The following is a 21,975-nucleotide window of genomic DNA, read 5'->3' as shown; positions in this document are numbered from 1 at the left end:
CCTCGCGGTCTGTCCGCAATGCTCGCGTCAGCGTGGAACACGCGGCACGATGCTCTTAACGGATGCGGTCTCCCGTCCGACGACGGCACCGCCGCATCCCGAACCAGGAGGGAGTGGGGATGCTCGCATACATCCTCCGACGCGTCCTGCAGCTGATCCCGGTCTTCCTCGGGTCGACGCTGCTCATCTATTTCCTCGTGTTCGCGATGCCCGGCAATCCGATCCTGGCGCTGTTCGGCGACAAGACCCCGAATCAGGCGGTCATCGACCAGCTCACGGCGCAGTACCACCTGGATCAGCCGTTCATCGTCCAGTACTTCTACTACATCCTCGGCATCTTCCAGGGGAACATGGGGGAGACCTTCTCCGGGCAGTCGGTCAACGAGGTCCTGGCGCGAACGCTCCCGGTCACGGGACGGCTCGCGGTCATGGCCATCGGCATCGAGTTCGTGCTCTCGATCATCATCGGGACGCTGTCGGCCCTGCGGAAGGGGAAGATCTTCGACAACACGTCGCTCGTGATCTCACTGGTCTTCATCTCGCTGCCGATCTTCGTGCTGTGCTTCCTCGCCCAGTACTTCCTCGCGATCCAGCTCGGCTGGTTCAAACCGACGGTCGGCTCCCAGAACGACTGGGGCGATCTCTGGCTACCTGCGTTCGTGCTCGGGCTGAGCCTCTATGCGACGAGCATGCGCCTCATGCGCGGCTCGGTCATCGACACCCTCAACCAGGACTGGGTGCGCACCGCCTATAGCAAGGGCCTTCCGCGTCACCGCGTGATCCCGGTCCATGTGCTGCGCAACTCGCTGATCCCGGTGATCACCAACTCGGCCACCAACTTCGGCGTGCTGCTGGTCGGAGCGACGGTCACGGAGGGGATCTTCAACATCCCCGGCGTCGGCAACACCCTGTTCCAGGCGACCCTCAAGCACGAGGGCCCCACCATCGTCTCGTTCGTGACCGTCTTCGTGATCATCTACGTGCTCGTCAACCTGTTCGTCGATCTTCTCTACGGCCTGCTCGACCCGAGGATCCGCTATGTCAAGTAATCAGACGCACTACGTCGCCCCGATCCGGGATGCCGCCGTCACCGTCGACGCGATCCGCATCGACGAGAAGCCCTCCAGCCTGTGGCGCGACGCCTGGCGCGACCTGCGCAAACGGCCCACGTTCTGGATCTCCATCGCCGTGGTCGCCGTCGTGCTGCTCATGGCGGTGTGGCCCACGCTGTTCACGCAGACGCCCCCGAACGACGAGTGCCAGCTGACCAACAGCAACGGCGGTCCCGCCGAAGGCCATCCCCTCGGCTTCACCTTCCAGGGCTGCGACATCTACGCGCGCCTCGTGTGGGGGGCTCGTACCTCTCTTGCCGTCGGCGTGATCGCCACGCTCATCGGCTCCGCCATCGGATTGGTGATGGGCGCCCTGGCCGGCTTCTACGGCGGATGGCTCGACTCCCTGCTGTCCCGCGTCGGGGACATCTTCTTCTCGATCCCCTACATCCTGGCGGCCGTCGTCGTCATGAGCGTGTTCGCCGACTTCCGCAACGTGTTCACGCTGGCGCTGGCGATCGGCGGCTTCGCCTGGGCCTCGACCGCCCGCGTGGTGCGCGCCGAGATCCTCCGGGTGCGCCAGGCCGACTTCGTGACGGCGTCTCGTGCCCTGGGACTCAGCCGGTTCCGCACCCTCGTCTCGCACGTCGTCCCCAACGCGATCGCCCCGCTGCTGGTCGTCTCGACGCTGAGCCTGGCGGCGGCCATCGTGGCGGAGGCGACGCTGGCGTTCCTGGGCGTCGGACTGGGCTCGTCGACCATGTCGTGGGGCGCCGACATCAGTCAGGCCCAGACCTCGCTGCGCACCTCGCCGATGGCGCTGATCTGGCCGTCGCTGGCGCTGACGATCACGGTGCTGGCGTTCATCCTGCTGGGCGAGCTGATCCGCGACGCCCTCGACCCGAGAGCGAGGGCACGCCGATGAGCGTCTCCACCTCCGCGCCGTTGCTGCGCATCCAGGACCTCAAGGTCGCATTCGACTCGCAGTCCGGGTCGCGCGAGGTGCTGCACGGCGTCAGCCTGGACGTCTACCCCGGCCAGACGGTGGCCATCGTCGGCGAATCCGGTTCCGGCAAGTCGACCACCGCATCCGCCGTCGTGAACCTGCTCCCCGGCACCGGTCACGTCACCTCCGGCTCCATCACGCTCGACGGCCGCGAGCTGACCGAGCTCACGCCCGGTCAGATGGAACGGGTGCGGGGTCGCGACATCGGCTATGTGCCGCAGGACCCGATGTCCAACCTCAATCCGGTCTGGTCGATCGGCTTCCAGGTGAAGGAGGCGATCCGTGCCAACGGCATCGCCCGTGGGCGGCAGGAGGTCAATGCCCGCGCGGTGGAGGTGCTCCAGCAGGCGGGCCTGGCGGATGCCGCGAAGCGGCTGCACCAGTTCCCGCACCAGTTCTCCGGCGGGATGCGTCAGCGGGCGCTCATCGGCATCGGACTGGCCGCCGACCCGAAGCTGCTGATCGCAGACGAGCCCACCAGTGCCCTCGACGTCACGGTGCAGCGCGTCATCCTCGATCACATGGCGAGGCTCACGCGGGAGAAGGGCACCTCGGTGCTGCTGATCACGCACGACCTCGGGCTCGCCGCTGAGCGCGCCGACGCGATCGTCGTCATGCAGAACGGCGAGATCGTCGAGTCCGGGCCAAGTCGCGAGATCCTGCAGAACCCCGTGCACCCGTACACGCAGCGGCTCGTGGCCGCGGCGCCGTCGATCGCGTCGCAGCGGATCCAGGCGGAGGTCTCGCGTCGCGGCATCGAGACGAGCGACGACATCGCCGGCATCCCGCCGGTGATCCGCGTGAGCGAGCTGACCAAGGACTACCGGATCCGTCAGGGCGGCTTCCGCAGCGAGCCGTTCCGCGCCGTCGACCACGTCTCCTTCGAGATCCCGAAGGGCAAGACGCTCGCGCTGGTGGGGGAGTCGGGCTCGGGCAAGTCGACCGTCGCGAAGATGATCCTCAAGCTCGAGGAGCCCACGTCGGGGTCGATCGAGGTCGACGGCAAGGACGTGGCGAACATCTCGGCGTCCCAGACGTTCGCCCTGCGCCGGCGCATGCAGCCGGTCTTCCAGGACCCGTACGGATCGCTCGATCCGTTGCGCAACATCGGCAACACGATCGGCGAGCCGCTGGAGATCCATCGCGTCGGAGACTCGGCGTCCCGCCGCGCACGGGTGCGCGAGCTCCTCGATCAGGTGTCCCTGCCGCAGGAGCTGTTCACGCGCTACCCCAACGAGCTCTCCGGCGGCCAGCGTCAGCGCGTCGCCATCGCGCGCGCCCTGGCGCTCAAGCCCGACATCGTCGTGCTCGACGAGGCCGTCTCGGCGCTCGACGTGCTCGTGCAGGATCAGATCCTGCAGCTGCTCGCCGAACTGCAGTCGGAGCTGGATCTGACCTACCTGTTCATCACGCACGACCTCGCCGTGGTCCGTGTGGTCGCGGACACCGTCTGTGTGATGGAGCGAGGATCGGTGGTCGAGCAGGGTACGGTGGACGAGATCTTCGCGAACCCGGCGCAGGAGTACACGAAGCGGCTGCTCGCTGCGATCCCCGGCGCGTCCATCCCGCTCGGAGGCACATCCTGAAACGCACGGTCTACCGCCCCACCAGCTCCACCGTGTGGGGCGTGCTGGCCGCGGTCCTCGTCGTGTTCGTGCTGGTCGACGCCGTCGTCCGCTCGAGCTGGGCCGAGACGGCGCTGATCGCGCCCTGGGTGCTGCTGATCCTCTGGGCGATCTACGTGGGCGTGTACGCCTCATGCGTGGTCACGGATGCCGAGGCGCTCACGGTGCAGAACCTGCTGCGGCGCACCCGCGTCCCCTGGCCGAAGGTCGCCGGCATCGACGTCAACCTGCAGCTGATCGTCTCCACCGCCGACGGCGACAAGATCTCGTGCTTCGGCGGCCCCACGATGGTCCGCGCCAATCTGCGCGGACGCAAGGACGATCCGGACGCGCAGCCCCGCGCGCTCCGTGAGGCCGCCCGCATCCAGCAGGACGGGGAACGCGCGCTGGCGGCCGGTCCGCCGGACGGACCGGTCACCCGCACCTGGGACCGGCCGGCGCTGCTCGCGCTGCTCGCGATCGCGGTGTGGGCGGCGATCGCCGTCGTCATCGTGACCGCACGGTAGACTGGGAGGGCCGGGTCCCTCGATCTGCGGGGACCTCTTCCGGCCTCTCCCACCCGCAAAGGACCTCCTCCATGGCGCGCGCCCTCCGCTCCGACCTCCGCAACGTCGCGATCGTCGCGCACGTCGATCACGGCAAGACGACGCTCGTGGACGCGATGCTCCGTCAGACCGGGTCGTTCGGCGAGCACGCGCACGTCGAGGAACGGGCGATGGACTCCAACGACCTGGAGCGCGAGAAGGGCATCACGATCCTCGCGAAGAACACGGCGATCACCTACAACGGCATCCACACCGACACGCCGGTGACGATCAACGTCATCGACACCCCCGGGCACGCCGACTTCGGCGGCGAGGTCGAGCGCGGCCTGTCGATGGTGGACGGCGTCGTGCTGCTGGTCGACGCGAGCGAGGGCCCGCTGCCGCAGACCCGCTTCGTGCTGCGCAAGGCGCTGGAGGCCAAGCTCCCCGTCATCCTGCTGGTGAACAAGACCGACCGCCCGGACGCGCGCATCGCCGAGGTCGAGGAGGAGAGCCACGACCTGCTGCTGGGCCTGGCCGGCGACCTCGTCGACGACGTGCCCGACCTCGACGTCGACGCGCTGCTGGACGTGCCGGTGGTGTATGCCTCGGGTCGTGCCGGCGCGGCATCCCGAACGCGTCCCGCAGGCGGCGAGCTGCCCGACAACGACGACCTGGAGCCGTTGTTCCAGGCGATCCTCGAGCACGTGCCGGCGCCGTCCTACGACGACGAGGCGCCGCTGCAGGCGTGGGTGACCAACCTCGACTCCTCGCCGTTCCTCGGCCGCCTCGCGCTGCTGCGCGTGTTCAACGGCACCCTCAAGAAGGGGCAGACCGTCGCCTGGGTGCGCCACGACGGCTCGCACTCGAACGCCCGCATCACCGAGCTGCTGAAGACCAAGGCGCTCGAGCGCTTCCCGGCGGAGTCCGCCGGGCCCGGCGACATCGTCGCCATCGCGGGCATCGAGGACATCACGATCGGCGAGACCATCGCCGACCCGGAGGACGTGCGCCCGCTGCCCGCGATCACGGTCGACGATCCGGCGATCTCGATGACGATCGGCACCAACACCTCGCCCCTGGTCGGCAAGGTCAAGGGGCACAAGCTCACCGCCCGCATGGTCAAGGACCGCCTGGACCGTGAGCTCATCGGCAACGTCTCGCTGAAGGTCGTCGACATCGGCCGCCCGGATGCCTGGGAGGTGCAGGGCCGTGGCGAGCTCGCGCTCGCGATCCTGGTCGAGAACATGCGACGTGAGGGCTTCGAGCTCACGGTCGGCAAGCCGCAGGTGGTCACCCGGAAGATCGACGGCAAGACGTACGAGCCCTTCGAGCACCTCACGATCGACGCTCCGGAGGAGTACCTCGGCGCGATCACCCAGCTGCTGGCGGCCCGGAAGGGCCGCATGGAGACCATGACCAACCACGGCACCGGCTGGGTGCGCATGGAGTTCGTCGTGCCGTCGCGCGGGCTCATCGGCTTCCGCACCGAGTTCCTCACCACGACCCGCGGCACCGGCATCGCGAACGCCATCTCCCACGGCTACGAGCCCTGGGCCGGTCATATCGTCACGCGTCAGAACGGCTCGATCGTCGCCGACCGGTCCGGCGTGGTCACCCCCTTCGCGATCATCGCGCTGCAGGAGCGGATGAGCTTCTTCGTGCAGCCGACCGAAGAGGTCTACGAGGGCATGGTCATCGGCGAGAACTCGCGCAGCGACGACATGGACGTGAACATCACCAAGGAGAAGAAGCTCACCAACATGCGCTCCTCCACGGCTGACACGTTCGAGTCGATGACCCCCCCGCGGACGCTGTCGCTGGAGGAGAGCCTCGAGTTCGCCCGCGACGACGAGTGCGTCGAGGTCACCCCGGAGAAGGTCCGCATCCGCAAGGTCGTCCTGGACCAGGTCGAGCGCGGTCGGGCTGCGGCGCGTCTGAAGCGCCAGGACGCAGGCGTCTGAGGGTTACGCTCGCCTCATGTGGAACCGTGTCGGCAGCTGGGCGATCGCCCTCGTCGTCGGCGTCGTGTACGGCGCCGCCGGCTCCGTCGCCCACGCCTCGACGCTGTGGGGCCTGCCGGTCGGGGTCGTCGTCGCAGTCGTCGGCGCCGCGGCGCTGATCCTCGCGATGCGGCTGTTGACCCACGACCGCTGGTGCGCGCTGGCGGGCGGCCTGGGCATGATGCTCGCGACGTTCGTGCTCGCGCAGACCTCGCCGGGCGGGTCGACGATCTTCACGACCGTGCATCAGACCGAGGCGCTCGTGTGGATGGCGGCGCCCCCGCTGGCGACCGCGCTGGTGGTGGCGTGGCCCGACCTGTCACGGGTGCGCGACGGCCGGGGCACGACCTCGCCCCGGTAGACTTGCCGAGTGACATACGTAATCGCTCTTCCGTGCGTCGATGTGAAGGATCGTGCGTGCATCGACGAGTGTCCGGTGGACTGCATCTACGAGGGCGAGCGGTCGTTGTACATCCATCCGGACGAGTGCGTGGACTGCGGCGCGTGCGAGCCGGCGTGTCCGGTGGAGGCGATCTATTACGAGGACGACCTGCCGGACGAGTGGGAGGACTACTACAAGGCGAATGTGGAGTTCTTCGACGACGTGGGCTCGCCCGGGGGCGCGGCCAAGGTCGGTGTGCTGAAGAAGGACCACCCGATCATCGCCGCCCTCCCGCCGCAGGGCCACTGATGGGTGTCGCCGACCTCGCCGACTATCCCTGGGACGCGGTCGCCCCGCTCGCGGCACGGGCGGCGGAGCACCCCGACGGCATCGTGGACCTCTCGATCGGATCCCCGGTCGACCCGTCGCCCGGGGTCGTCACCGCTGCGCTCGCGGCCGCGACGGACGCGCACGGCTACCCGCTGACGGTGGGCACGCCCCCGCTGCGGGAGGCGATCGCCGCCTGGTACGCACGTCGACGCGGCGTGGCGGGCCTGACTCCGGCGCACGTGCTGCCGACGATCGGTTCCAAGGAGCTCGTCGCGCTGCTGCCGCTGCTGCTCGATCTCGGCCCCGGCGACGTCGTGGTGCATCCCCGGGCGGCCTATCCGACCTATGAGGTCGGTGCGCGCCTCGTCGGCGCGACCCCGCTCGCGAGCGACGACCCGGCGCAGTGGCCCGACGGCACGCGGCTCGTGTGGATCAACTCGCCCGGCAACCCCGACGGGCATGTGTGGGATGCCGTCGCGCTGCGCGCCGCCCTCGCCCGTGCGCGCGAGCTCGGCGCCGTCCTCGCCGGCGACGAATGCTATGCGGAGCTCGGCTGGGACGCGCCCTGGGACGTGCGGCCGATCCCGTCCGTCCTCGATCCCGCCGTCACCGGGGGCGATCCCGCCGGCGTGCTCTCGGTCTACTCGCTGAGCAAGCAGTCGAACCTGGCCGGCTACCGGGCGGCGTTCGTCGCCGGCGACCCGACGCTGGTGGCCAGGCTCGTCACCGCGCGCAAGCATCTCGGGCTGCTCGTGCCCGGCCCCGTGCAGCACGCGATGGTCGCCGCGCTCGGCGACGACGCGCACGTGGCCGCGCAGCGTGAGCGCTACCGCGCCCGCCGCGACACGCTGCGGCCCGCGCTCGAGCGCGCCGGGTTCCGCATCGACGCCAGCGAGGCCGGACTGTACCTGTGGGCCACCCGCGGCCAGGACGCGTGGGACAGCCTCGCGTGGCTCGCGGAGCTCGGCATCCTGGCCGGCCCCGGCCACTTCTACGGACCGTTCCACCCGGAGCACGTGCGGTTCTCGCTCACCGCGGCGGACGAGCGGATCGCGGCGGCCGCGGCACGTCTGAGCGCCGCGTCGTAGATCCCCGCCATCGATTGCTGCCATCCTTTGGCGGTTGTCATGGTTGCCTCGTGCGAAGACTAGGCTGAACACACACGGCCCAGCCGCATCCCTGCCCGGGCCGAGCGGATCGCCGACCGGCGACCGACGAGACATCTCGATGACCCATCGATCGCAAGGAGGCGCCGTGAGCGAATCGGCCGCGCAGCAGGAGACCGCAGTCCTCACGATCGGCGACCGCGTCGCCGATCTGCCGGTGCTGCACGGCAGCGACGGCGTTCCGAGCATCGACGTCTCCACCCTGACGCGCCAGACCGGGCACACGGCTCTCGACTACGGATTCGTGAACACGGCGGCGACCAAGTCTGCGATCACCTACATCGACGGCGACGCCGGCATCCTCCGCTATCGCGGCTACCCGATCGACCAGCTGGCCAAGAGCTCGACCTACCTCGAGGTGGCCTGGCTGCTGCTCTACGGCGAGCTGCCCTCCGCGAGCGAGCTGGAGGAGTTCGACGAGCGCATCCGACGCCACACGCTGCTGCACGAGGACCTCAAGCAGCTGTTCTCGGCGCTGCCGCACACGGCGCACCCGATGTCGGTGCTCTCGTCGGCCGTCGCGGCGCTGTCGACCTACTACGAGGGCCAGACCGACCCGCACAACCCCGAGCACGTCGAGCTGAACACCATCCGCATGCTCGCGAAGCTGCCCGTGATCGCCGCGTACGCGCACAAGAAGAGCGTCGGCCAGGCGTTCCTCTACCCGGACAACGCGCTGAGCTTCGTGGACAACTTCCTCAAGCTCAACTTCGGCGTGCTGAGCGAGCCGTACGAGATCAACCCGGTCATGTCGCGGGCGCTCGAGCTGCTGCTTATCCTGCACGAGGACCACGAGCAGAACGCCTCCACCTCGACGGTGCGCCTGGTCGGCTCCACCGGCGCCAACCAGTTCGCGTCGATCTCCGCCGGCATCCAGGCGCTGTCGGGTCCGCTGCACGGCGGGGCGAACGAGGCGGTGCTCAAGATGCTCGCCGAGATCCGCGACTCCGGCGAGGGCGTGAAGCGCTTCGTGGAGCGCGTCAAGAACAAGGAGGACGGGGTCAAGCTCATGGGCTTCGGCCACCGTGTCTACAAGAACTACGATCCGCGCGCCAAGCTCGTCAAGGAGTCCGCCGACGAGGTCCTCGCCGAGCTCGGCGTCAGCGACCCGCTCCTCGACCTCGCCAAGGAGCTCGAGGCCATCGCCCTCGAGGACGACTACTTCAAGGAGCGCCGGCTCTACCCGAACGTGGACTTCTACACCGGTGTGATCTACAAGGCGATGGGCTTCCCGACGCGGATGTTCACGGTGCTGTTCGCGATCGGACGCCTGCCCGGCTGGCTGGCGCAGTGGCGCGAGGCGGTCGGCGACCCGCAGACCAAGATCGGCCGCCCGCAGCAGCTGTACACGGGCGCCGCCGAGCGCACGTACCCCGGCGCGCGCTGAGCTCCGGCGTCGCTGCGGAGCGGCGTCCCGCGCTGCTGTCCTGACGGGGACCCTCCACCGTCGTGGTCATCCGGACCAGCCGTGGCGGTGCAGCGCATCGGCGACCAGGCGCGCGGACCTGCGTTCGCGCGAGCGCACGTGACGCCCGGCGACGCGCACCGATGCCGCGGATAGGCCGCGTCGGCGATCCCGAGCAGCCGGCCATGAGCATCGCGGATCTCTGCATCCAGCAGCGGTTCCGGCAGACCGGCCTCCCGGCAGGCCAGGCGATGGTCGGTCTCGAGCACCGACATGCTCCCCACCCGGACGCGATCGAGCGCCCACTCCAGGGCGGCCCTGGCACGCCGGCCCGGTGCGTCCGCGGCGGCGCGCAGCTGGGAGATCGTGGCCAGCTGTGCGTACGGCCGGGGTGTCCCGTGCTCGCCTCGAGGGATGCGGACCATGCCGTCACCCAGACGTACGAGCGCGGGACCGTCGAGATCGATCGCGAGCTGAGCCCAGACACTCGCCGGGCTGGCGATCTGAACGCATGGGCGCGTCGCACGACCTCATACGCGCGCACGCGCAGGAGCACCGCATCCCGCACACGTCGGTCACGCGCGAGCACGTCCGCGGCTCGGGCAACGGAGCGGGAGGACGCGGCATCCGCCCACCCTGCTCCCGTCGCCGCTTGGTCGGGACCACCGCCTGGCGCGTTCAGGCGTGCAGCGCCTCGTTCAGCGTGACCCCGGTCCCGGCCCGGCGGACGGCCTCGACCGCGCCGGTCAGCGAGTTGCGGCGGAAGAGGATGCCGTCGCGGCCGCTGAGGGCGGCGGCCTTCACGACCGGCCGGGTGCCGTCGGCGCGGACCGCCTCGTCGGCGAGCACGACCTTCGTGCCGGCGGTGACGTACAGGCCCGCCTCGACGATGCAGTCGTCGCCGAGCGAGATGCCGATGCCGGAGTTCGCGCCCAGCAGCGACCGGGCGCCGACCTGGACGCGATGGGTGCCGCCGCCGGAGAGGGTGCCCATGATCGAGGCGCCGCCGCCGATGTCGCTGCCGTCGCCGACGACGACGCCCTGCGAGATGCGCCCCTCGACCATGGAGGCGCCGAGGGTGCCGGCGTTGAAGTTGACGAAGCCCTCGTGCATGACCGTGGTGCCGGGGGAGAGGTGCGCGCCGAGACGCACCCGGGACGCGTCGCCGATGCGCACGCCGGCCGGCACGACGTAGTCGGTCAGACGGGGGAACTTGTCCAGGCTCTGCACCTGGATGCCGGCGCGCCGGAGCGCCGGGCGCAGGCGCGTGAGGTCGTCCGGGTGCACGGGCCCTGCCGTCGTCCACGCGACGTTCGGCAGATGGGCGAAGACACCGTCCAGGTTCACGTCGTTCGGGCGCACCACGAGGTGCGACAGGGCGTGGAGGCGCAGGTAGGCGTCCGCGGTGGACGCGGGCGCCGCGTCGAGGTCGATCGCGAGGGTGACCGGCTCGACCACGACACCGCGACGCTCGTCGGGGCCGGCGGCCGCCTCGAGATCGTCGTCGGGCGCGGCGTCGTCGGGCAGGCGCCCGGTGTGCACGACCGGGAACCACGCGTCCAGCACCGTGCCGCCCGTCGTCGCCGTCGAAAGCCCGCTCGCCCAGATCCACCGCTCGCTCATCGCTCCAGGCTAGCGGGAGCTGCGGCAGGGGCCGGGCGCGTCGGTAGACTCGAGGGATGCCACGGCTCGATCTGTCCGCGTCTGCCGCCTCGATCACGCAGGCCCTGTGCGACATCCCCTCCGTCTCCGGCGACGAGCGCCGGATCGCGGACGAGATCATGGCGCAGCTCGCGGACCTGCCGCACCTGCACGTGCACCGCGACGGCGACACGATCGTCGCACGCACCGACCGGGGCCTGCCGCAGCGCGTGGTCATCGCCGGGCACATCGACACCGTGCCGATCAACGACAACGTGCCGACGCGCCTGCTCGACCAGGACGGCGAGCCGTATCTCTGGGGACGCGGCACCGTCGACATGAAGGGCGGCGTCGCGGTGCAGCTCAAGCTCGCCGCCGAGCTGAGCGACCCCCGCGTCGACCTGACCTGGATGTGGTACGACCACGAGGAGGTCGACGCCTCGCTCAACGGGCTGAACCGGCTCTCCCGCACCCGCCCGGACCTGTTCGCCGGTGACTTCGCGATCCTCGGCGAGCCCTCGAACGGCCGGGTCGAGGGCGGCTGCAACGGCAACCTGCGCGTGATCGCCCGCACGCACGGCGTGCGGGCGCACAGCGCGCGCGCCTGGGTGGGGGAGAACGCGATCCACGCGGCGTCTCCGATCCTGGTGCGGCTGGCGGAGTACCGTCCGCGCGAGATCCCGGTCGAGGGGCTGCGGTATCGGGAGGGGCTGAACGCCGTGCGCATCTCCGGCGGGATCGCCGGCAACGTCATCCCCGACCTGTGCGAGGTCGAGATCAACTACCGCTTCGCGCCCGACAAGAGCGCGGATGCCGCCGAGGCGCACGTGCGCGACGTGCTCGCCGGCTTCGAGGTCGAGGTCGTGGACCGCGCCGAGGGCGCCCGGCCCGGGCTGGACGCCCCGCTCGCGCAGGAGTTCCTCGCCGCGGTCGGCGGCGAGCCGCGCCCGAAGTACGGCTGGACCGACGTCGCGCGTTTCTCGGCCCTCGGCATCCCGGCCGTCAACTACGGTCCGGGGGACCCGAGCCTCGCGCACCACGACCAGGAGCGCGTGCCGCTGGCGCAGATCGAGGACGTCGAGCGCGGGCTGCGCACGTGGCTGACCCGCTGATCGCGGAGCCCCGGACGCGCTGGGATCGGCTGCCGGCGGCGCTGCGGGTCGGCATCCTGTATCTGGCGGCGCGCGTCGTGACCACGGCGCTGCTCACCGGCGCCGCCGAGCTGTCGACGGCAGACGGGCGCTTCGGCGGCAACGCGACGATCGCCGACCTCGTGGTGGGCTGGGACGCGAACTGGTACTGGTACGTCGCCGTGCACGGCTACCCCTCGACGCTGCCGCTGACCAGCTCCGGGCAGGTCGCGGAGAACCAGTGGGCGTTCCTGCCGCTCTACCCCTATCTCGCGCAGATCGTCGGATGGGCGACCGGCGGCTGGGCGGTGGGAGCGCTGCTCGTCTCGCTCGTCGCCGGGTATCTCGCCGCGCTGGTGCTGTACCGGATGCTGCGGACGCGGCTGGACGTGCCGGCGGCGACCTGGGCGGTGGTGTTCTTCGTCTCGGGCCCGCTGGCGGCGATGTTCCAGGTCGGCTACGCCGAGGCGCTCTTCCTGCTGTGGCTGTTCCTCGCGCTGTGGCAGGTGCAACGGCGCCGCTACGGCTGGCTCTCCCTGCTCATCCCGCTCATGGGCTTCACCCGGCCGGGGGTGCTGCCGTTCGCGCTCTTCCTGGGTCTGTACGGCATCTGGCGCTGGCTGCGGCGCCGGCGGGAGGCGCTGGGCGCTCGGGAGATCGCGCACATCGTGGCGCTCGGGCTGCTGGCAGTGGCGGTCGGCTTCGCGTGGCAGGTGATCGCGGCGGTGGCGACCGGGCGGCCGGACGCCTATTTCGTGACCGAGCTCGCGTGGCGGCGCAACTGGATCGCCGACGCGACGGCGGTCTTCGAGCCGTTCGAGGGGTTCCTCACCGCGACCGCCTTCTGGTCGGGCATCTGGGGATGGCCCACCGCTCTCGGCTACGCGGTGCTCGGCGTCGCGGTGGCGGCGATCGCGGCGCTGCTGCTGTTCGAACCACACGTCCGCCGGCTCGGTGCCGAGATCCGGCTGTGGTGCGCGAGCTACCTGCTGTATCTGCTGGCGGTCTTCTTCCCGCAGTCGAGCGTCTTCCGGCTGCTGCTGCCGGTCTCGCCGCTGTGGGGCGCGGTCGCGGTGCCGCGTCGCACGGTGTGGCGCGCGGTCGTGCTCGCCGCCTGCCTGGTGGGACAGGCGGTCTGGATCTACAACGTGTACGCGCTCGGGAACACGTTCTGGCGGATCCCGTAGCGCGTCGTCCGGTGTCGCGGTGTCGGGGCCGCCAGCCGGCGCAGGATAAACTCGTTACCTGAACATCGACGAAAGGGAGCCACGATGGCAGCCATGAAGCCGCGAACCGGAGACGGCCCGATGGAGGCGGTGAAGGAGGGGCGCCTCATCATCGTGCGTGTGCCGCTCGAGGGCGGCGGTCGTCTGGTGGTGTCCGTCAACGACGCCGAGGCCAAGGAGCTCCACGACGTGCTCGGCGCCGTCGTCGGCGCCTGATCCGCAGTCCTCCGAAGGCCGGTCCCGCGGGGCCGGCCTTCGGCGTCGGCGGCCTCAGACGCGCGGCTCGGCCACGGTCGTGAGCTGCAGCAGACCCTCTCCCACGATCGACAGCGCGCCGATGACCGCGGGGGAGGACTGGATCTCCTGGATGAGAGAGCGGTACGCGCTGGTGACCGGGTCGCGCCGCACCGGGTCGGCGACCGCTCCGCCGCACAGCACCCGGGGCACGAGCACCGTGCCCCCGGGCCGGACCAGACGCAGACCGTGCTCGACGTATTCGATGACGCCGTCGGGGTCGGCGTCCACGAGGACGACATCGTAGGACGCCTCGTTCATCCGCGGCAGCACGTCCGACGCGCGACCCGTGATGAACCGCGCGCGGGCGGCGGGCACGCGTGCGTCGGTGAACGCCTGGCGTGCCAGGGCCAGGTGCTCGGGCTCCTTGTCGATGGTCGTCAGCACCGCGCGCGGGGAGCCGTGGAGCAGCCACAGCCCGGACACGCCGGCGCCGGTGCCGATCTCGACGATGTTGAGCGCGGCCGAGGCGGCGGCGATCACCGCGCACTGCGCTCCGACGGGCGGGCTGACCGGGTCGGCGCCGATCTCGAGGGCGTGGCTGCGGGCACGGGCGATCGTCTCGGGTTCGACGGTCGCCTCGAGGGCGAACCTGACGTTCGCATCGCTGATGCCCATGGGGTACCTCCGGCTTCAGCCTAGGGCGGCCGGCGGGCGGTGCCGGGCAGGCGCGGCGGGTAACCTGTGAGCATGTTCTTCGGCCTGACGATCGAGAAGGTGCTCGTGATCGCCGTGATCGCCGCCTTCCTGATCGGCCCGGAGCGCCTGCCGAAGTACGCGCAGTTCCTCGCGCAGTTCACGAAACGCGCCCGCGACTTCCTGCGCGACGCGAAGACGCGCATGAAGGACGAGATGGGGCCGGAGTTCGACGAGGCGGACTGGCGGCGGCTCGATCCGCGTCAGTACGATCCCCGACGCATCATCCGGGAGGCGCTGCTGGACGATCCGCCGGTCGCGACCGTGCGTGCGGCGGGCGTCGCCGCCGCCGTCACGACGGCGGCGGCCGCGCCGGTGCGCTACGACGCGGCATCCGGCGAGCCGCCCCCGTTCGACTCCGAGGCGACCTGACGTCGCGCACCCAGATCCCGCTCGAGAGGGTACGGGCGCGGCGAGGCTCAGGTCGGCTGGATGCCGAGCCGCCGGCCGGCGAGCGAGCGGCCCGACGCGACGAGGGACGCCGCCAGCTCCGTGATCGCGACGGCGGCGGCGTCCGCCGGTGCGGCGACGACGACCGGTGCGCCCTCGTCGCCGGCGGTGCGCAGCGCGGGCGACAGCGGCACGGTCGCGAGCACCGGCACCGGCTGGTCGACGGTCGACAGCGCACGAGCGACCGCCGCTCCGCCGCCGGAGCCGAACAGGTCCAGCACGGTGCCGTCGGGCAGCGCCATCGGCGCCATGTTCTCGACGACGCCCACGACCCGCTGGCCGGTCTGCCGGGCCACCAGGCCGCTGCGCACCGCGACGTCGGCGGCCGCGGCCTGCGGGGTGGTGACCACGAGCACCTCGGCGTGGGGCAGCAGCTGGCCGACCGAGAGGGCGACGTCGCCGGTGCCGGGCGGCATGTCCAGCAGCAGCACGTCGAGGTCGCCGAAGTACACGTCGGTGAGGAACTGCGCCACGGTGCGGTGCAGCATCGGCCCCCGCCACGCGACGGCCGCGCCCTCGTCGCCCTCCCGCAGGAACATCCCGATCGAGACGACCTTCACGCCGAACGCGACCGGCGGGACGATGAGGTCGTCGATGCGGGTGGGGCGCGCTGTGCGGCCGTCCGCGTCGACGAGCCCGAGCAGCCCGGGGATCGAGAACCCGTGCACGTCCGCGTCCACGAGCCCCACCTTCAGCCTGCGGGCGGCGAGGGCCGCGGCGAGGTTCGCCGTGAGGGTGGACTTGCCGACGCCGCCCTTGCCGCTCGTGACGGCGATCACGCGGGTGAGGGAGTCGGAGGTGAAGGGGATGCCGCGGGCCGGGCCGCCGCGCAGCCGCTCCGTCAGCGCGGCACGCTCCTCGGGCGTCATGACGCCCAGGACCACCTCCACCGCCTCGACCCCGGCGACCCGGGCGGCGGCGTCGTGGACGTCGCGCTCGATCCGGTCGGCCGCCGGGCATCCGACGACGGTCAGGCGGACCTCGACGCGCACGGCGTCGCCGGCGGCCTCGACCGCGCCGACCATGCCCAGCTCGCCGATCGGACGGCGCAGCTCCGGATCGGTGACCGCGCCGACGGCATCCGTGACCCGTGCGGCCAGGTCAGCGCTCACGCGCGTCCCGCTCCGCCTTCTCGCGGCGCTCCGCCTTGCGGCGGCGCTCCTCGCGCTCGGCGATCTCGTCGTCGGACTCGCCCGAGGCGCGGGCCTGGAGGTCCTCCGCGAGCGCCCGCAGCTCGTCACGCAGCACGTCGCGGGTGATGACCTCGCTCGAGACCTCGTTCAGCGCCAGGCGCAGCGCGACGATCTCCCGCGCCAGGTACTCGGTGTCGGCGAGGTTGCGCTCGGCCCGCTGCCGGTCCTGCTCGATCTGCACCCGGTCGCGGTCGTCCTGGCGGTTCTGCGCCAACAGGATGAGGGGCGCGGCGTAGGAGGCCTGCAGCGAGAGCACGAGCGTCAGCGCGGTGAAGCCGTTGTCCGCGGAGTCGAACCGCCAGCCGGTGGGCAGCATCGTGTTCCAGACGAGCCAGACGACGCAGAACGCGCTGAGCCCGAGCAGGAACCACGGAGTGCCCATCGCCCGCGCGATCCACTCCGTGAACCGCCCGAAGCGGTCGCGCGACGGCTGCGGGGAACGGCTCAGCATCCCGGAACGGCCGCGGGGCGCGTCCAGGGCGGGTCGCTTCGAGGCCCGCGCCATCAGCGCGCCTCCGTCTGCGTGTCGCCCGTGTCGTCGGCGCTGCGCCAGTCGTCGGGCAGCAGGTAGTCGAGCACGTCGTCGATCGAGACGGCGCCGACCAGGTGGTGAGCGCCGTCGACCACGGGCAGCGAGACGAGGTTGTAGCTGGCCAGCAGCCGCGCGACCTCGGTGGCCGGGGCGTTCGCGGGCACGGGCTCCAGGCCGTCGTCGATGATCGCGCCCAGGCGCTCGTGCGGGGGATAGCGCAGCATCCGCTGGAAGTGGACGACGCCCAGCAGGCGCCCGGTCGGGGTCTCGTAAGGCGGCAGGGTGACGAACACGGACGCCGCGAGCGCCGGATGCAGCTCGTGCCGGCGGATGAGGGCCAGCGCCTCGGCGACCGTGGCATCGGCGGAGAGCACGATGGGCTCGGGCGTCATGAGCCCGCCCGCGGTGTCGGGGCCGTACTGCAGCAGCGCGCGCACGTCCTCGGCCTCCTCGGGCTCCATCAGATCGAGGAGCTCCTCCAGGCGCTCCTCCGGCAGCTGGCCCAGCAGGTCCGCGGCGTCGTCGGGCTCCATGTGGTCGAGGATGTCGGCAGCGCGCTCATCGCCCAGGGCCTCGAGGATGTGCACCTGCTCCTCCTCGGGCATCTCCTCGAGCGCGTCGGCGAGCCGGTCGTCGGGCAGCTCCTCGGCCACCTCCAGGAGGCGCTCCTCGGGCAGGTCGAGCAGCGTGTTCGCGAGGTCGGCGGGGCGCAGATCGGCGTAGCTGGCCACGAGATGCTCGGCCGACTGCGACTCGCCCGGCTTCTGCCGTTCGTGCACGTCGTTCCAGTGCGCGAACGCGGTCGGGCCCTTCGAGAACGGGGAGGCGCTCGTCTTCGGCTTGCGCAGGAACAGCTGGCCGATGTCCCACTCGCCGAGCCGGTTGCGCTCGATCGCGACGTCCTCGATGACCGCCGTGCCGGAGCCGTCGGTGAAGGTGACGGTGCGGCCCACCAGCTCGGCGAGCACGCGCACCTCGCCGCCGCGCTGCTGGAAGCGGCGCACGTTGATCAGCCCGGTCGTGATGACCTGGCCGGTGTCGATCGTCGTGACCCGGCCGATCGAGACGAACACGTGACGGCGGCCCGGGATCTCGACGACGAGGCCGACCACCCGGGGCGAGTCGTCGGCGCGATAGATGACCACGACGTCGCGGACCTTGCCGAGCCGGTCGCCGGACGGATCGAAGACGGCGCATCCGGCCAGACGCGCGACGAAGACCCGCTGTGTGCTCACCCGACCAGCGTAGCCCGGCGGTCGTGGCCGGTCGCGGGCATGGCGCGGCGTGGCAGGATGGGCCCATGAGCATGATGGGCGCCCCGTTCGCTCCCGGGTCCGCGGAGTCGGGGGAGACGATCGCCTCCTACACCGCCTACGAGAAGGCCCAGCAGGCGGTGTCGAAGCTCATCGCCGCCGACGTGCCGGCGAAGGAGATCGCGATCGTCGGACAGGGCCTGCGCTCGATCGAGCGGGTCACCGGACGTCTCGGATACGCGGCGGCCGCGCGTTCCGGCGCGGTCAACGGGCTCGTGCTCGGGGTCCTGTTCGCTGCGATCTTCGTGCTCGGCAGCTCGTCGGTGCCGATCCAGGCGTTCGTCGGCGTGCTGTTCCTGGGCATCGCGGTCGGCATGCTGCTCAGCATCCTGATGTACGCCGTCGTGCGGCGTCGCCGCGACTATGCGTCGGTCGTGCAGATCTCGGCGGACCACTACGAGGTGAAGGTGGCGCCGGGAAGCGTGCGCCGCGCGCGTGCGGCGCTCGGAGTGGCGGCGCCGACACGGCCCGCGCCCGCGGCCGACGGCGCACCGCCGCAGTACGGCGAGCGGGTGACGCCGCCGGCGGACGACAGCGAGGGCTGAGCGCGCTCAGCGCCCGCGGGCGATCCAGGCCTCCACCTCGTCGGCCGTGCGTGGGATCGCCGCGGACAGGTTCACGGGGCCGTGCTCGGTCATCAGCACGTCGTCCTCGATGCGCACGCCGATGCCGCGCAGCTCGGCGGGGACCGTGAGGTCGTCGATCTGGAAGTACAGCCCCGGCTCGATCGTGAAGACCATGCCCGCCGTCAGCACGCCGTCGTAGTACATCTCCCGGCGCGCCTGCGCGCAGTCGTGCACGTCGAGGCCGAGGTGATGGCTCGTGCCGTGCACCATGTAGCGACGGTGCTGACCTCCCAGCTCGGCGTCCAGCGCCTCCTCGGCCGACACCGGGAGCAGGCCCCATCCGGCGACGCTGCGGGCGATGACCGCCATGGCCGCCGCGTGCACCTCGCGGAAGCGCACGCCGGGACGGGCGGCGGCGAACGCCGCGTCGGCGGCCTCGCGCACCGTCTCGTACACGCGGCGCTGCGCCGGCGTGAAGGTGCCGGACACCGGGAGGGTGCGGGTGATGTCGGCGGTGTACAGGCTGTCGAGCTCGACGCCGGCGTCCACGAGCATGAGATCGCCCGCGACGACGGCGCCGTCGTTGCGGGTCCAGTGGAGATAGCAGGCGTGCGGGCCCGCGGCGGCGATCGTGTCGTAGCCCTCGCCGTTGCCGTCGCTGCGCGCCCGCTGATGGAACACGCCCTCGACGACGCGTTCGCCGCGGGGATGGGCGATCACGCGGTCGAGGTTCGCGACGATGTCGTCGAACCCGGATGCCGTGACGTCGACCGCGAGCTGCAGCTGCGCGATCTCGTACTCGTCCTTGACCAGCCGCATCTCCGAGACGAATCGGGTGAGCCCGGGGTCCTCGCCGACGACGAGATCGCCGTCCGCCGGGACGAACGAGTCGATGTGCCCCGTCGGGATCCGCAGGTCGGCGGCCACCGCGGCGAGCGACGGACGGGGCCCGATCCAGAACTCGCCGATCGCGGCGTCCCCGTAGAACTCGGCTGTCGCGCGGTCGGCCCGTTCGCGGAAGAACAGGGTGACGGTGTGGCCGGACTCGGCCGGGTCGAACACGAGCACCGCCCCCGGCTCGGCGTCGGCGCCCCATCCGGTCAGATGGGCGAACGCGGAGTGCGCGCGGAACGGGAAGTCGGTGTCGTTGCTGCGGACCTTCAGCTCGCCGGCCGGCACGACCAGGCGTCGACCGGGGAAGGCCGCCGAGACGAGGTCACGGCGGCGGCCGGTGTACCGCGCCTGCTCGCGGGCCGCGGCCACGATGTCGGGGCGCTCGGCCCAGCCGGTCGAGATCGAGTCGAGGAAGCCCTGCGGGAACGGCTGCCTGCGGTTCGTGCTCTGGGCCGTCTCGGCCGGTGTCGCGTTCTGTTCGCCCATGCGTCCAGTCTCCCACCGCCGGGGTGCGGTCAGCCGGTGCGCTCGAGCTGGACGATCAGCGGCCGGTGGTCGCTGCCGGAGCCGTCGAGCGAGGTCAGCACGAGCGACCCGGTCGCCGTCCAGGCGGATGTGGTCATCACGTGGTCCACCGGGGCGCCGGCCAGCGCAGGCAGCGATGTCGGCCACGTGCCGACCGCGCCGGTCCCGGTCGCCGAGGCCGCGTCGGAGCAGTCGCCGAGGTCGCCCCCGTCGGTGCCGAGACCGGCCATGTGGTCCAGCGTCGCGTTGAAGTCGCCGGCCATGATGACGTCCCCGGAGGCGCATTGGTCGGCGAGCCACTGCAGATCGTGGTCCCAGTCGCTCATGGCGTCCTGACGCGGCGCGACCGCGTGCGCGGCGACGATCGTCGGGCCGTCGCCGTCGGTGGGCATCGCCACCACCGACGGCACCGTCGAGGTGTTGCTGGAGCCGTTCTGCGAGGAGACGGTGACGGAGTAGTCGCCGAGGTCGGGCGAGATGAGCAGCGTCGTCGAGTCCGCCGCCCAGCCGTCGGTGCCGTACTCGGTGTGGAACGCCCACATCGGCTGGCCGAGCTCCCGCATCGCGACCGCCACGGCGACACCCGTCTCGATCGTCGTCTCGGGCAGGCTCACGATGTCCGCGCTCATCGCGACGGCGGTCTGCGCGATCGTCTCGGCGTCGGTGGCGTCGCCGGCCGTGTTCCACGTCATCACGCGGATGCTGTCGTCGGTCTTCTCCGGCAGGGCGTCCGTCCCGGTGCCGCGCGAGGTCAGGGTCACCGTGCCCGCCACGACGGCGAGCACCGCGACGAGCGCGAGCGGGAGCATCACACGGCGCAGCGGGCGCGCGAGCGCGAACAGCAGGAAGAGCACCAGCAGCGCGCCCATGCCGGCGGTGATCGGTCCGCGGAACGCGATGACCTGCGCGATCGGGAACGTCCGCTCCACGTGGAAGAAGCCCGGCCAGGTGAGCACGGCGCAGACGATGGCGAACAGCAGGGTGAAAAGGATTCCCAGCCGACGCACCCCTCGAGCCTAAGCATGCTGGCTGGGAAACGGCCTGCGATCGCGGGCGATAGGCTCGGCGCGTGGATGTCACGTGGCGGGTCGCAGGCCCGAGCGATCTGCATCTCCACTCGGTGCGCTCCGACGGGACCGAGACCCCCGCCGAGGTCATGGCCGCGGCGCAGCGCCACGGCCTGCGCACGGTCGCGCTGACCGACCACGACACGACGGCCGGCTGGGACGAGGCGGGGCGAGCGGCCGTGCCGCTCGGGCTGACGCTGCTGCCAGGCATGGAGCTCTCGGCCCGCCACGACTGGCGCAGCGTGCACATCCTCGGGTACCTCTTCGATCCCGCCGACACGGCGCTGGTCGCCGAGACCGACCGCATCCGCGAGGCGCGGCGCAGCCGTGCGGCGCGCATCGTCGCGAACATCGCGCACGACCACGATCTCACCTGGGACGACGTGCTCGCGCAGACGACCGACGGGGCCACGGTGGGCCGCCCGCACATCGCCGACGCCCTGGTGGCCCGCGGGTTCGCGCCCGATCGCAGCGCCGCGTTCGCGGGCATCCTGCATCCGCGCGCCGGGTACTACGTCCCGCACTACGCGCCCGACCCGTTCACCGCGGTGCGGCTGATCACGGATGCCGGCGGCGTCGCGATCGTCGCGCACCCCGCGACCGCCGGGCGCGACCGGATGATGCCGGTCGCCGTCCTCGAGGAGCTCATCGGCGCGGGGCTCGCCGGCTTCGAGATCGACCACCGGGAGAACACCGAGGCGGGCAAGGCGGCGCTGCGGGAGATCGCCGCGCGCCACGGCCTCATCGTCACCGGCTCCAGCGACTACCACGGTGCCGGCAAGCCCAACCGGCCGGGGGAGAACACGACCAGCGACGAGATGGTCGCGCGCATCGTCGAGCGCGCGACCGGGAGCGCACCCGTCCACGGATAGACGGGCGCGCCGGCCCTCAGGCTCCCGCGGCGGGAGCGCCGCCACCCGCGTTGGAGCGGCGCCGCCGGCGGCGGCGTGCCGGG

22 protein-coding genes are annotated in these 21,975 nt (G+C 71.5%); 15 read left to right on the top strand and 7 right to left on the bottom strand.

Going from position 1 to position 21,975, the window contains the following annotated elements; genetic code table 11:
• Positions 1-119 precede the first annotated feature (119 nt).
• The 9 genes from QM626_RS08935 (at position 120) to QM626_RS08895 (ending at position 9,475) form a co-directional block, all read left to right on the top strand.
• Positions 120-1,049: an ABC transporter permease gene (locus QM626_RS08935; protein ID WP_415076164.1), complete on the top strand. Its 930-nt coding sequence runs from the start codon at positions 120-122 to the stop codon at positions 1,047-1,049.
• On the top strand, positions 1,039-1,977 hold the full coding sequence (locus QM626_RS08930; protein ID WP_415076148.1) for an ABC transporter permease: 939 nt from the start codon (positions 1,039-1,041) through the stop codon (positions 1,975-1,977). The genes QM626_RS08935 and QM626_RS08930 overlap by 11 nt, the downstream gene beginning before the upstream one ends.
• The gene (locus QM626_RS08925) at positions 1,974-3,644 is read left to right on the top strand and encodes a dipeptide ABC transporter ATP-binding protein (protein ID WP_415076146.1); all 1,671 of its coding nucleotides are present in this window, start codon (positions 1,974-1,976) and stop codon (positions 3,642-3,644) included. The genes QM626_RS08930 and QM626_RS08925 overlap by 4 nt, the downstream gene beginning before the upstream one ends.
• Positions 3,645-3,685: 41 nt before the next feature.
• Positions 3,686-4,189: a PH domain-containing protein gene (locus QM626_RS08920; RefSeq protein ID WP_415076144.1), complete on the top strand. Its 504-nt coding sequence runs from the start codon at positions 3,686-3,688 to the stop codon at positions 4,187-4,189.
• Between the two features lie 71 nt (positions 4,190-4,260).
• Positions 4,261-6,171, top strand: a complete 1,911-nt coding sequence (typA, locus tag QM626_RS08915) for a translational GTPase TypA (RefSeq protein WP_415076142.1) — start codon at positions 4,261-4,263, stop codon at positions 6,169-6,171.
• A 16-nt stretch (positions 6,172-6,187) separates the two neighbouring features.
• The gene (locus QM626_RS08910; RefSeq protein WP_415076140.1) at positions 6,188-6,571 is read left to right on the top strand and encodes a DUF6113 family protein; all 384 of its coding nucleotides are present in this window, start codon (positions 6,188-6,190) and stop codon (positions 6,569-6,571) included.
• Positions 6,572-6,580: 9 nt separating this feature from the next.
• Entirely contained in the window at positions 6,581-6,901 is a 321-nt protein-coding gene (gene fdxA, locus QM626_RS08905; RefSeq protein WP_415076138.1) for a ferredoxin, read from the top strand.
• A complete protein-coding gene (dapC, locus tag QM626_RS08900) occupies positions 6,901-8,010 on the top strand; it encodes a succinyldiaminopimelate transaminase (protein ID WP_415076136.1) in 1,110 nt (369 codons plus the stop codon). The genes fdxA and dapC overlap by 1 nt, the downstream gene beginning before the upstream one ends.
• A gap of 139 nt (positions 8,011-8,149) precedes the next feature.
• Entirely contained in the window at positions 8,150-9,475 is a 1,326-nt protein-coding gene (locus QM626_RS08895; RefSeq protein WP_415076134.1) for a citrate synthase, read from the top strand.
• A gap of 696 nt (positions 9,476-10,171) precedes the next feature.
• On the opposite strand, the gene dapD is transcribed toward QM626_RS08895, so the two are convergent.
• Positions 10,172-11,116 carry a 2,3,4,5-tetrahydropyridine-2,6-dicarboxylate N-succinyltransferase gene (gene dapD / locus QM626_RS08890; RefSeq protein WP_415076132.1) on the bottom strand — a complete coding sequence of 315 codons (945 nt, stop codon included), beginning with the start codon at positions 11,114-11,116 and terminating at the stop codon, positions 10,172-10,174.
• A 56-nt stretch (positions 11,117-11,172) separates the two neighbouring features.
• Here dapD and dapE point away from each other — a divergent pair, with 56 nt between their 5' ends.
• From dapE to QM626_RS08875, 3 genes are all read left to right on the top strand, one after another.
• Positions 11,173-12,246, top strand: coding sequence for a succinyl-diaminopimelate desuccinylase (dapE, locus tag QM626_RS08885; protein WP_415076130.1), 1,074 nt, complete (start codon positions 11,173-11,175; stop codon positions 12,244-12,246).
• Positions 12,231-13,451, top strand: coding sequence for a hypothetical protein (locus tag QM626_RS08880; protein WP_415076128.1), 1,221 nt, complete (start codon positions 12,231-12,233; stop codon positions 13,449-13,451). The genes dapE and QM626_RS08880 overlap by 16 nt, the downstream gene beginning before the upstream one ends.
• Positions 13,452-13,535: 84 nt before the next feature.
• Entirely contained in the window at positions 13,536-13,706 is a 171-nt protein-coding gene (locus tag QM626_RS08875; RefSeq protein WP_197220161.1) for a DUF3117 domain-containing protein, read from the top strand.
• 54 nt (positions 13,707-13,760) lie between these two features.
• On the opposite strand, the gene QM626_RS08870 is transcribed toward QM626_RS08875, so the two are convergent.
• Positions 13,761-14,402 (bottom strand): O-methyltransferase, encoded by a 642-nt coding sequence (locus QM626_RS08870; RefSeq protein ID WP_415076125.1) that lies wholly within the window; start codon positions 14,400-14,402, stop codon positions 13,761-13,763.
• A gap of 72 nt (positions 14,403-14,474) precedes the next feature.
• Here QM626_RS08870 and QM626_RS08865 point away from each other — a divergent pair, with 72 nt between their 5' ends.
• Positions 14,475-14,852 (top strand): Sec-independent protein translocase TatB, encoded by a 378-nt coding sequence (locus QM626_RS08865; protein ID WP_415076123.1) that lies wholly within the window; start codon positions 14,475-14,477, stop codon positions 14,850-14,852.
• Between the two features lie 47 nt (positions 14,853-14,899).
• Here QM626_RS08865 and QM626_RS08860 read toward each other — a convergent pair whose 3' ends face one another.
• From QM626_RS08860 to QM626_RS08850, 3 genes are read right to left on the bottom strand one after another with little or no spacing between them, the layout of a single operon-like run.
• Positions 14,900-16,042, bottom strand: coding sequence for a P-loop NTPase (locus QM626_RS08860; protein WP_415076121.1), 1,143 nt, complete (start codon positions 16,040-16,042; stop codon positions 14,900-14,902).
• Entirely contained in the window at positions 16,032-16,628 is a 597-nt protein-coding gene (locus tag QM626_RS08855) for a DUF1003 domain-containing protein (RefSeq protein WP_415076119.1), read from the bottom strand. The genes QM626_RS08860 and QM626_RS08855 overlap by 11 nt, the downstream gene beginning before the upstream one ends.
• The gene (locus tag QM626_RS08850) at positions 16,628-17,890 is read right to left on the bottom strand and encodes a magnesium transporter MgtE N-terminal domain-containing protein (RefSeq protein WP_415076117.1); all 1,263 of its coding nucleotides are present in this window, start codon (positions 17,888-17,890) and stop codon (positions 16,628-16,630) included. The genes QM626_RS08855 and QM626_RS08850 overlap by 1 nt, the downstream gene beginning before the upstream one ends.
• 65 nt (positions 17,891-17,955) lie before the next feature.
• Here QM626_RS08850 and QM626_RS08845 point away from each other — a divergent pair, with 65 nt between their 5' ends.
• Positions 17,956-18,513 (top strand): general stress protein, encoded by a 558-nt coding sequence (locus QM626_RS08845; protein ID WP_415076115.1) that lies wholly within the window; start codon positions 17,956-17,958, stop codon positions 18,511-18,513.
• Positions 18,514-18,519: 6 nt separating this feature from the next.
• Here the strand turns inward: QM626_RS08845 and QM626_RS08840 are convergent, their stop codons facing one another.
• Both QM626_RS08840 and QM626_RS08835 read right to left on the bottom strand, forming a co-directional pair.
• On the bottom strand, positions 18,520-19,914 hold the full coding sequence (locus tag QM626_RS08840) for an aminopeptidase P family protein (RefSeq protein ID WP_415076113.1): 1,395 nt from the start codon (positions 19,912-19,914) through the stop codon (positions 18,520-18,522).
• Positions 19,915-19,943: 29 nt separating this feature from the next.
• On the bottom strand, positions 19,944-20,960 hold the full coding sequence (locus QM626_RS08835; RefSeq protein WP_415076111.1) for an endonuclease/exonuclease/phosphatase family protein: 1,017 nt from the start codon (positions 20,958-20,960) through the stop codon (positions 19,944-19,946).
• A gap of 62 nt (positions 20,961-21,022) precedes the next feature.
• On the opposite strand from QM626_RS08835, the gene QM626_RS08830 reads away from it, so the two are divergent.
• Positions 21,023-21,892: a PHP domain-containing protein gene (locus QM626_RS08830; RefSeq protein WP_415076109.1), complete on the top strand. Its 870-nt coding sequence runs from the start codon at positions 21,023-21,025 to the stop codon at positions 21,890-21,892.
• Positions 21,893-21,975: the final 83 nt, after the last annotated feature.

Source organism: Microbacterium sp. (genome assembly GCF_047606385.1).
Classification (GTDB): Bacteria; Actinomycetota; Actinomycetes; order Actinomycetales; family Microbacteriaceae; genus Microbacterium.
The sequence above is the reverse complement of the archived record's forward strand: the minus strand, read 5'-3'. Positions and strand labels throughout refer to the sequence as shown.

Bases quoted from the DNA above. Each gene is read 5' to 3' on its own strand.
- QM626_RS08935 (WP_415076164.1), top strand. From the start codon at position 120: ATGCTCGCATACATCCTCCGACGCGTCCTGCAGCTGATCCCGGTCTTC.
- QM626_RS08930 (WP_415076148.1), top strand. From the start codon at position 1,039: ATGTCAAGTAATCAGACGCACTACGTCGCCCCGATCCGGGATGCCGCC.
- QM626_RS08925 (WP_415076146.1), top strand. From the start codon at position 1,974: ATGAGCGTCTCCACCTCCGCGCCGTTGCTGCGCATCCAGGACCTCAAG.
- typA (WP_415076142.1), top strand. From the start codon at position 4,261: ATGGCGCGCGCCCTCCGCTCCGACCTCCGCAACGTCGCGATCGTCGCG.
- QM626_RS08910 (WP_415076140.1), top strand. From the start codon at position 6,188: ATGTGGAACCGTGTCGGCAGCTGGGCGATCGCCCTCGTCGTCGGCGTC.
- dapC (WP_415076136.1), top strand. From the start codon at position 6,901: ATGGGTGTCGCCGACCTCGCCGACTATCCCTGGGACGCGGTCGCCCCG.
- QM626_RS08895 (WP_415076134.1), top strand. From the start codon at position 8,150: ATGACCCATCGATCGCAAGGAGGCGCCGTGAGCGAATCGGCCGCGCAG.
- dapD (WP_415076132.1), bottom strand. From the start codon at position 11,116: ATGAGCGAGCGGTGGATCTGGGCGAGCGGGCTTTCGACGGCGACGACG.
- dapE (WP_415076130.1), top strand. From the start codon at position 11,173: ATGCCACGGCTCGATCTGTCCGCGTCTGCCGCCTCGATCACGCAGGCC.
- QM626_RS08875 (WP_197220161.1), top strand. From the start codon at position 13,536: ATGGCAGCCATGAAGCCGCGAACCGGAGACGGCCCGATGGAGGCGGTG.
- QM626_RS08870 (WP_415076125.1), bottom strand. From the start codon at position 14,402: ATGGGCATCAGCGATGCGAACGTCAGGTTCGCCCTCGAGGCGACCGTC.
- QM626_RS08865 (WP_415076123.1), top strand. From the start codon at position 14,475: ATGTTCTTCGGCCTGACGATCGAGAAGGTGCTCGTGATCGCCGTGATC.
- QM626_RS08855 (WP_415076119.1), bottom strand. From the start codon at position 16,628: ATGGCGCGGGCCTCGAAGCGACCCGCCCTGGACGCGCCCCGCGGCCGT.
- QM626_RS08845 (WP_415076115.1), top strand. From the start codon at position 17,956: ATGAGCATGATGGGCGCCCCGTTCGCTCCCGGGTCCGCGGAGTCGGGG.
- QM626_RS08840 (WP_415076113.1), bottom strand. From the start codon at position 19,914: ATGGGCGAACAGAACGCGACACCGGCCGAGACGGCCCAGAGCACGAAC.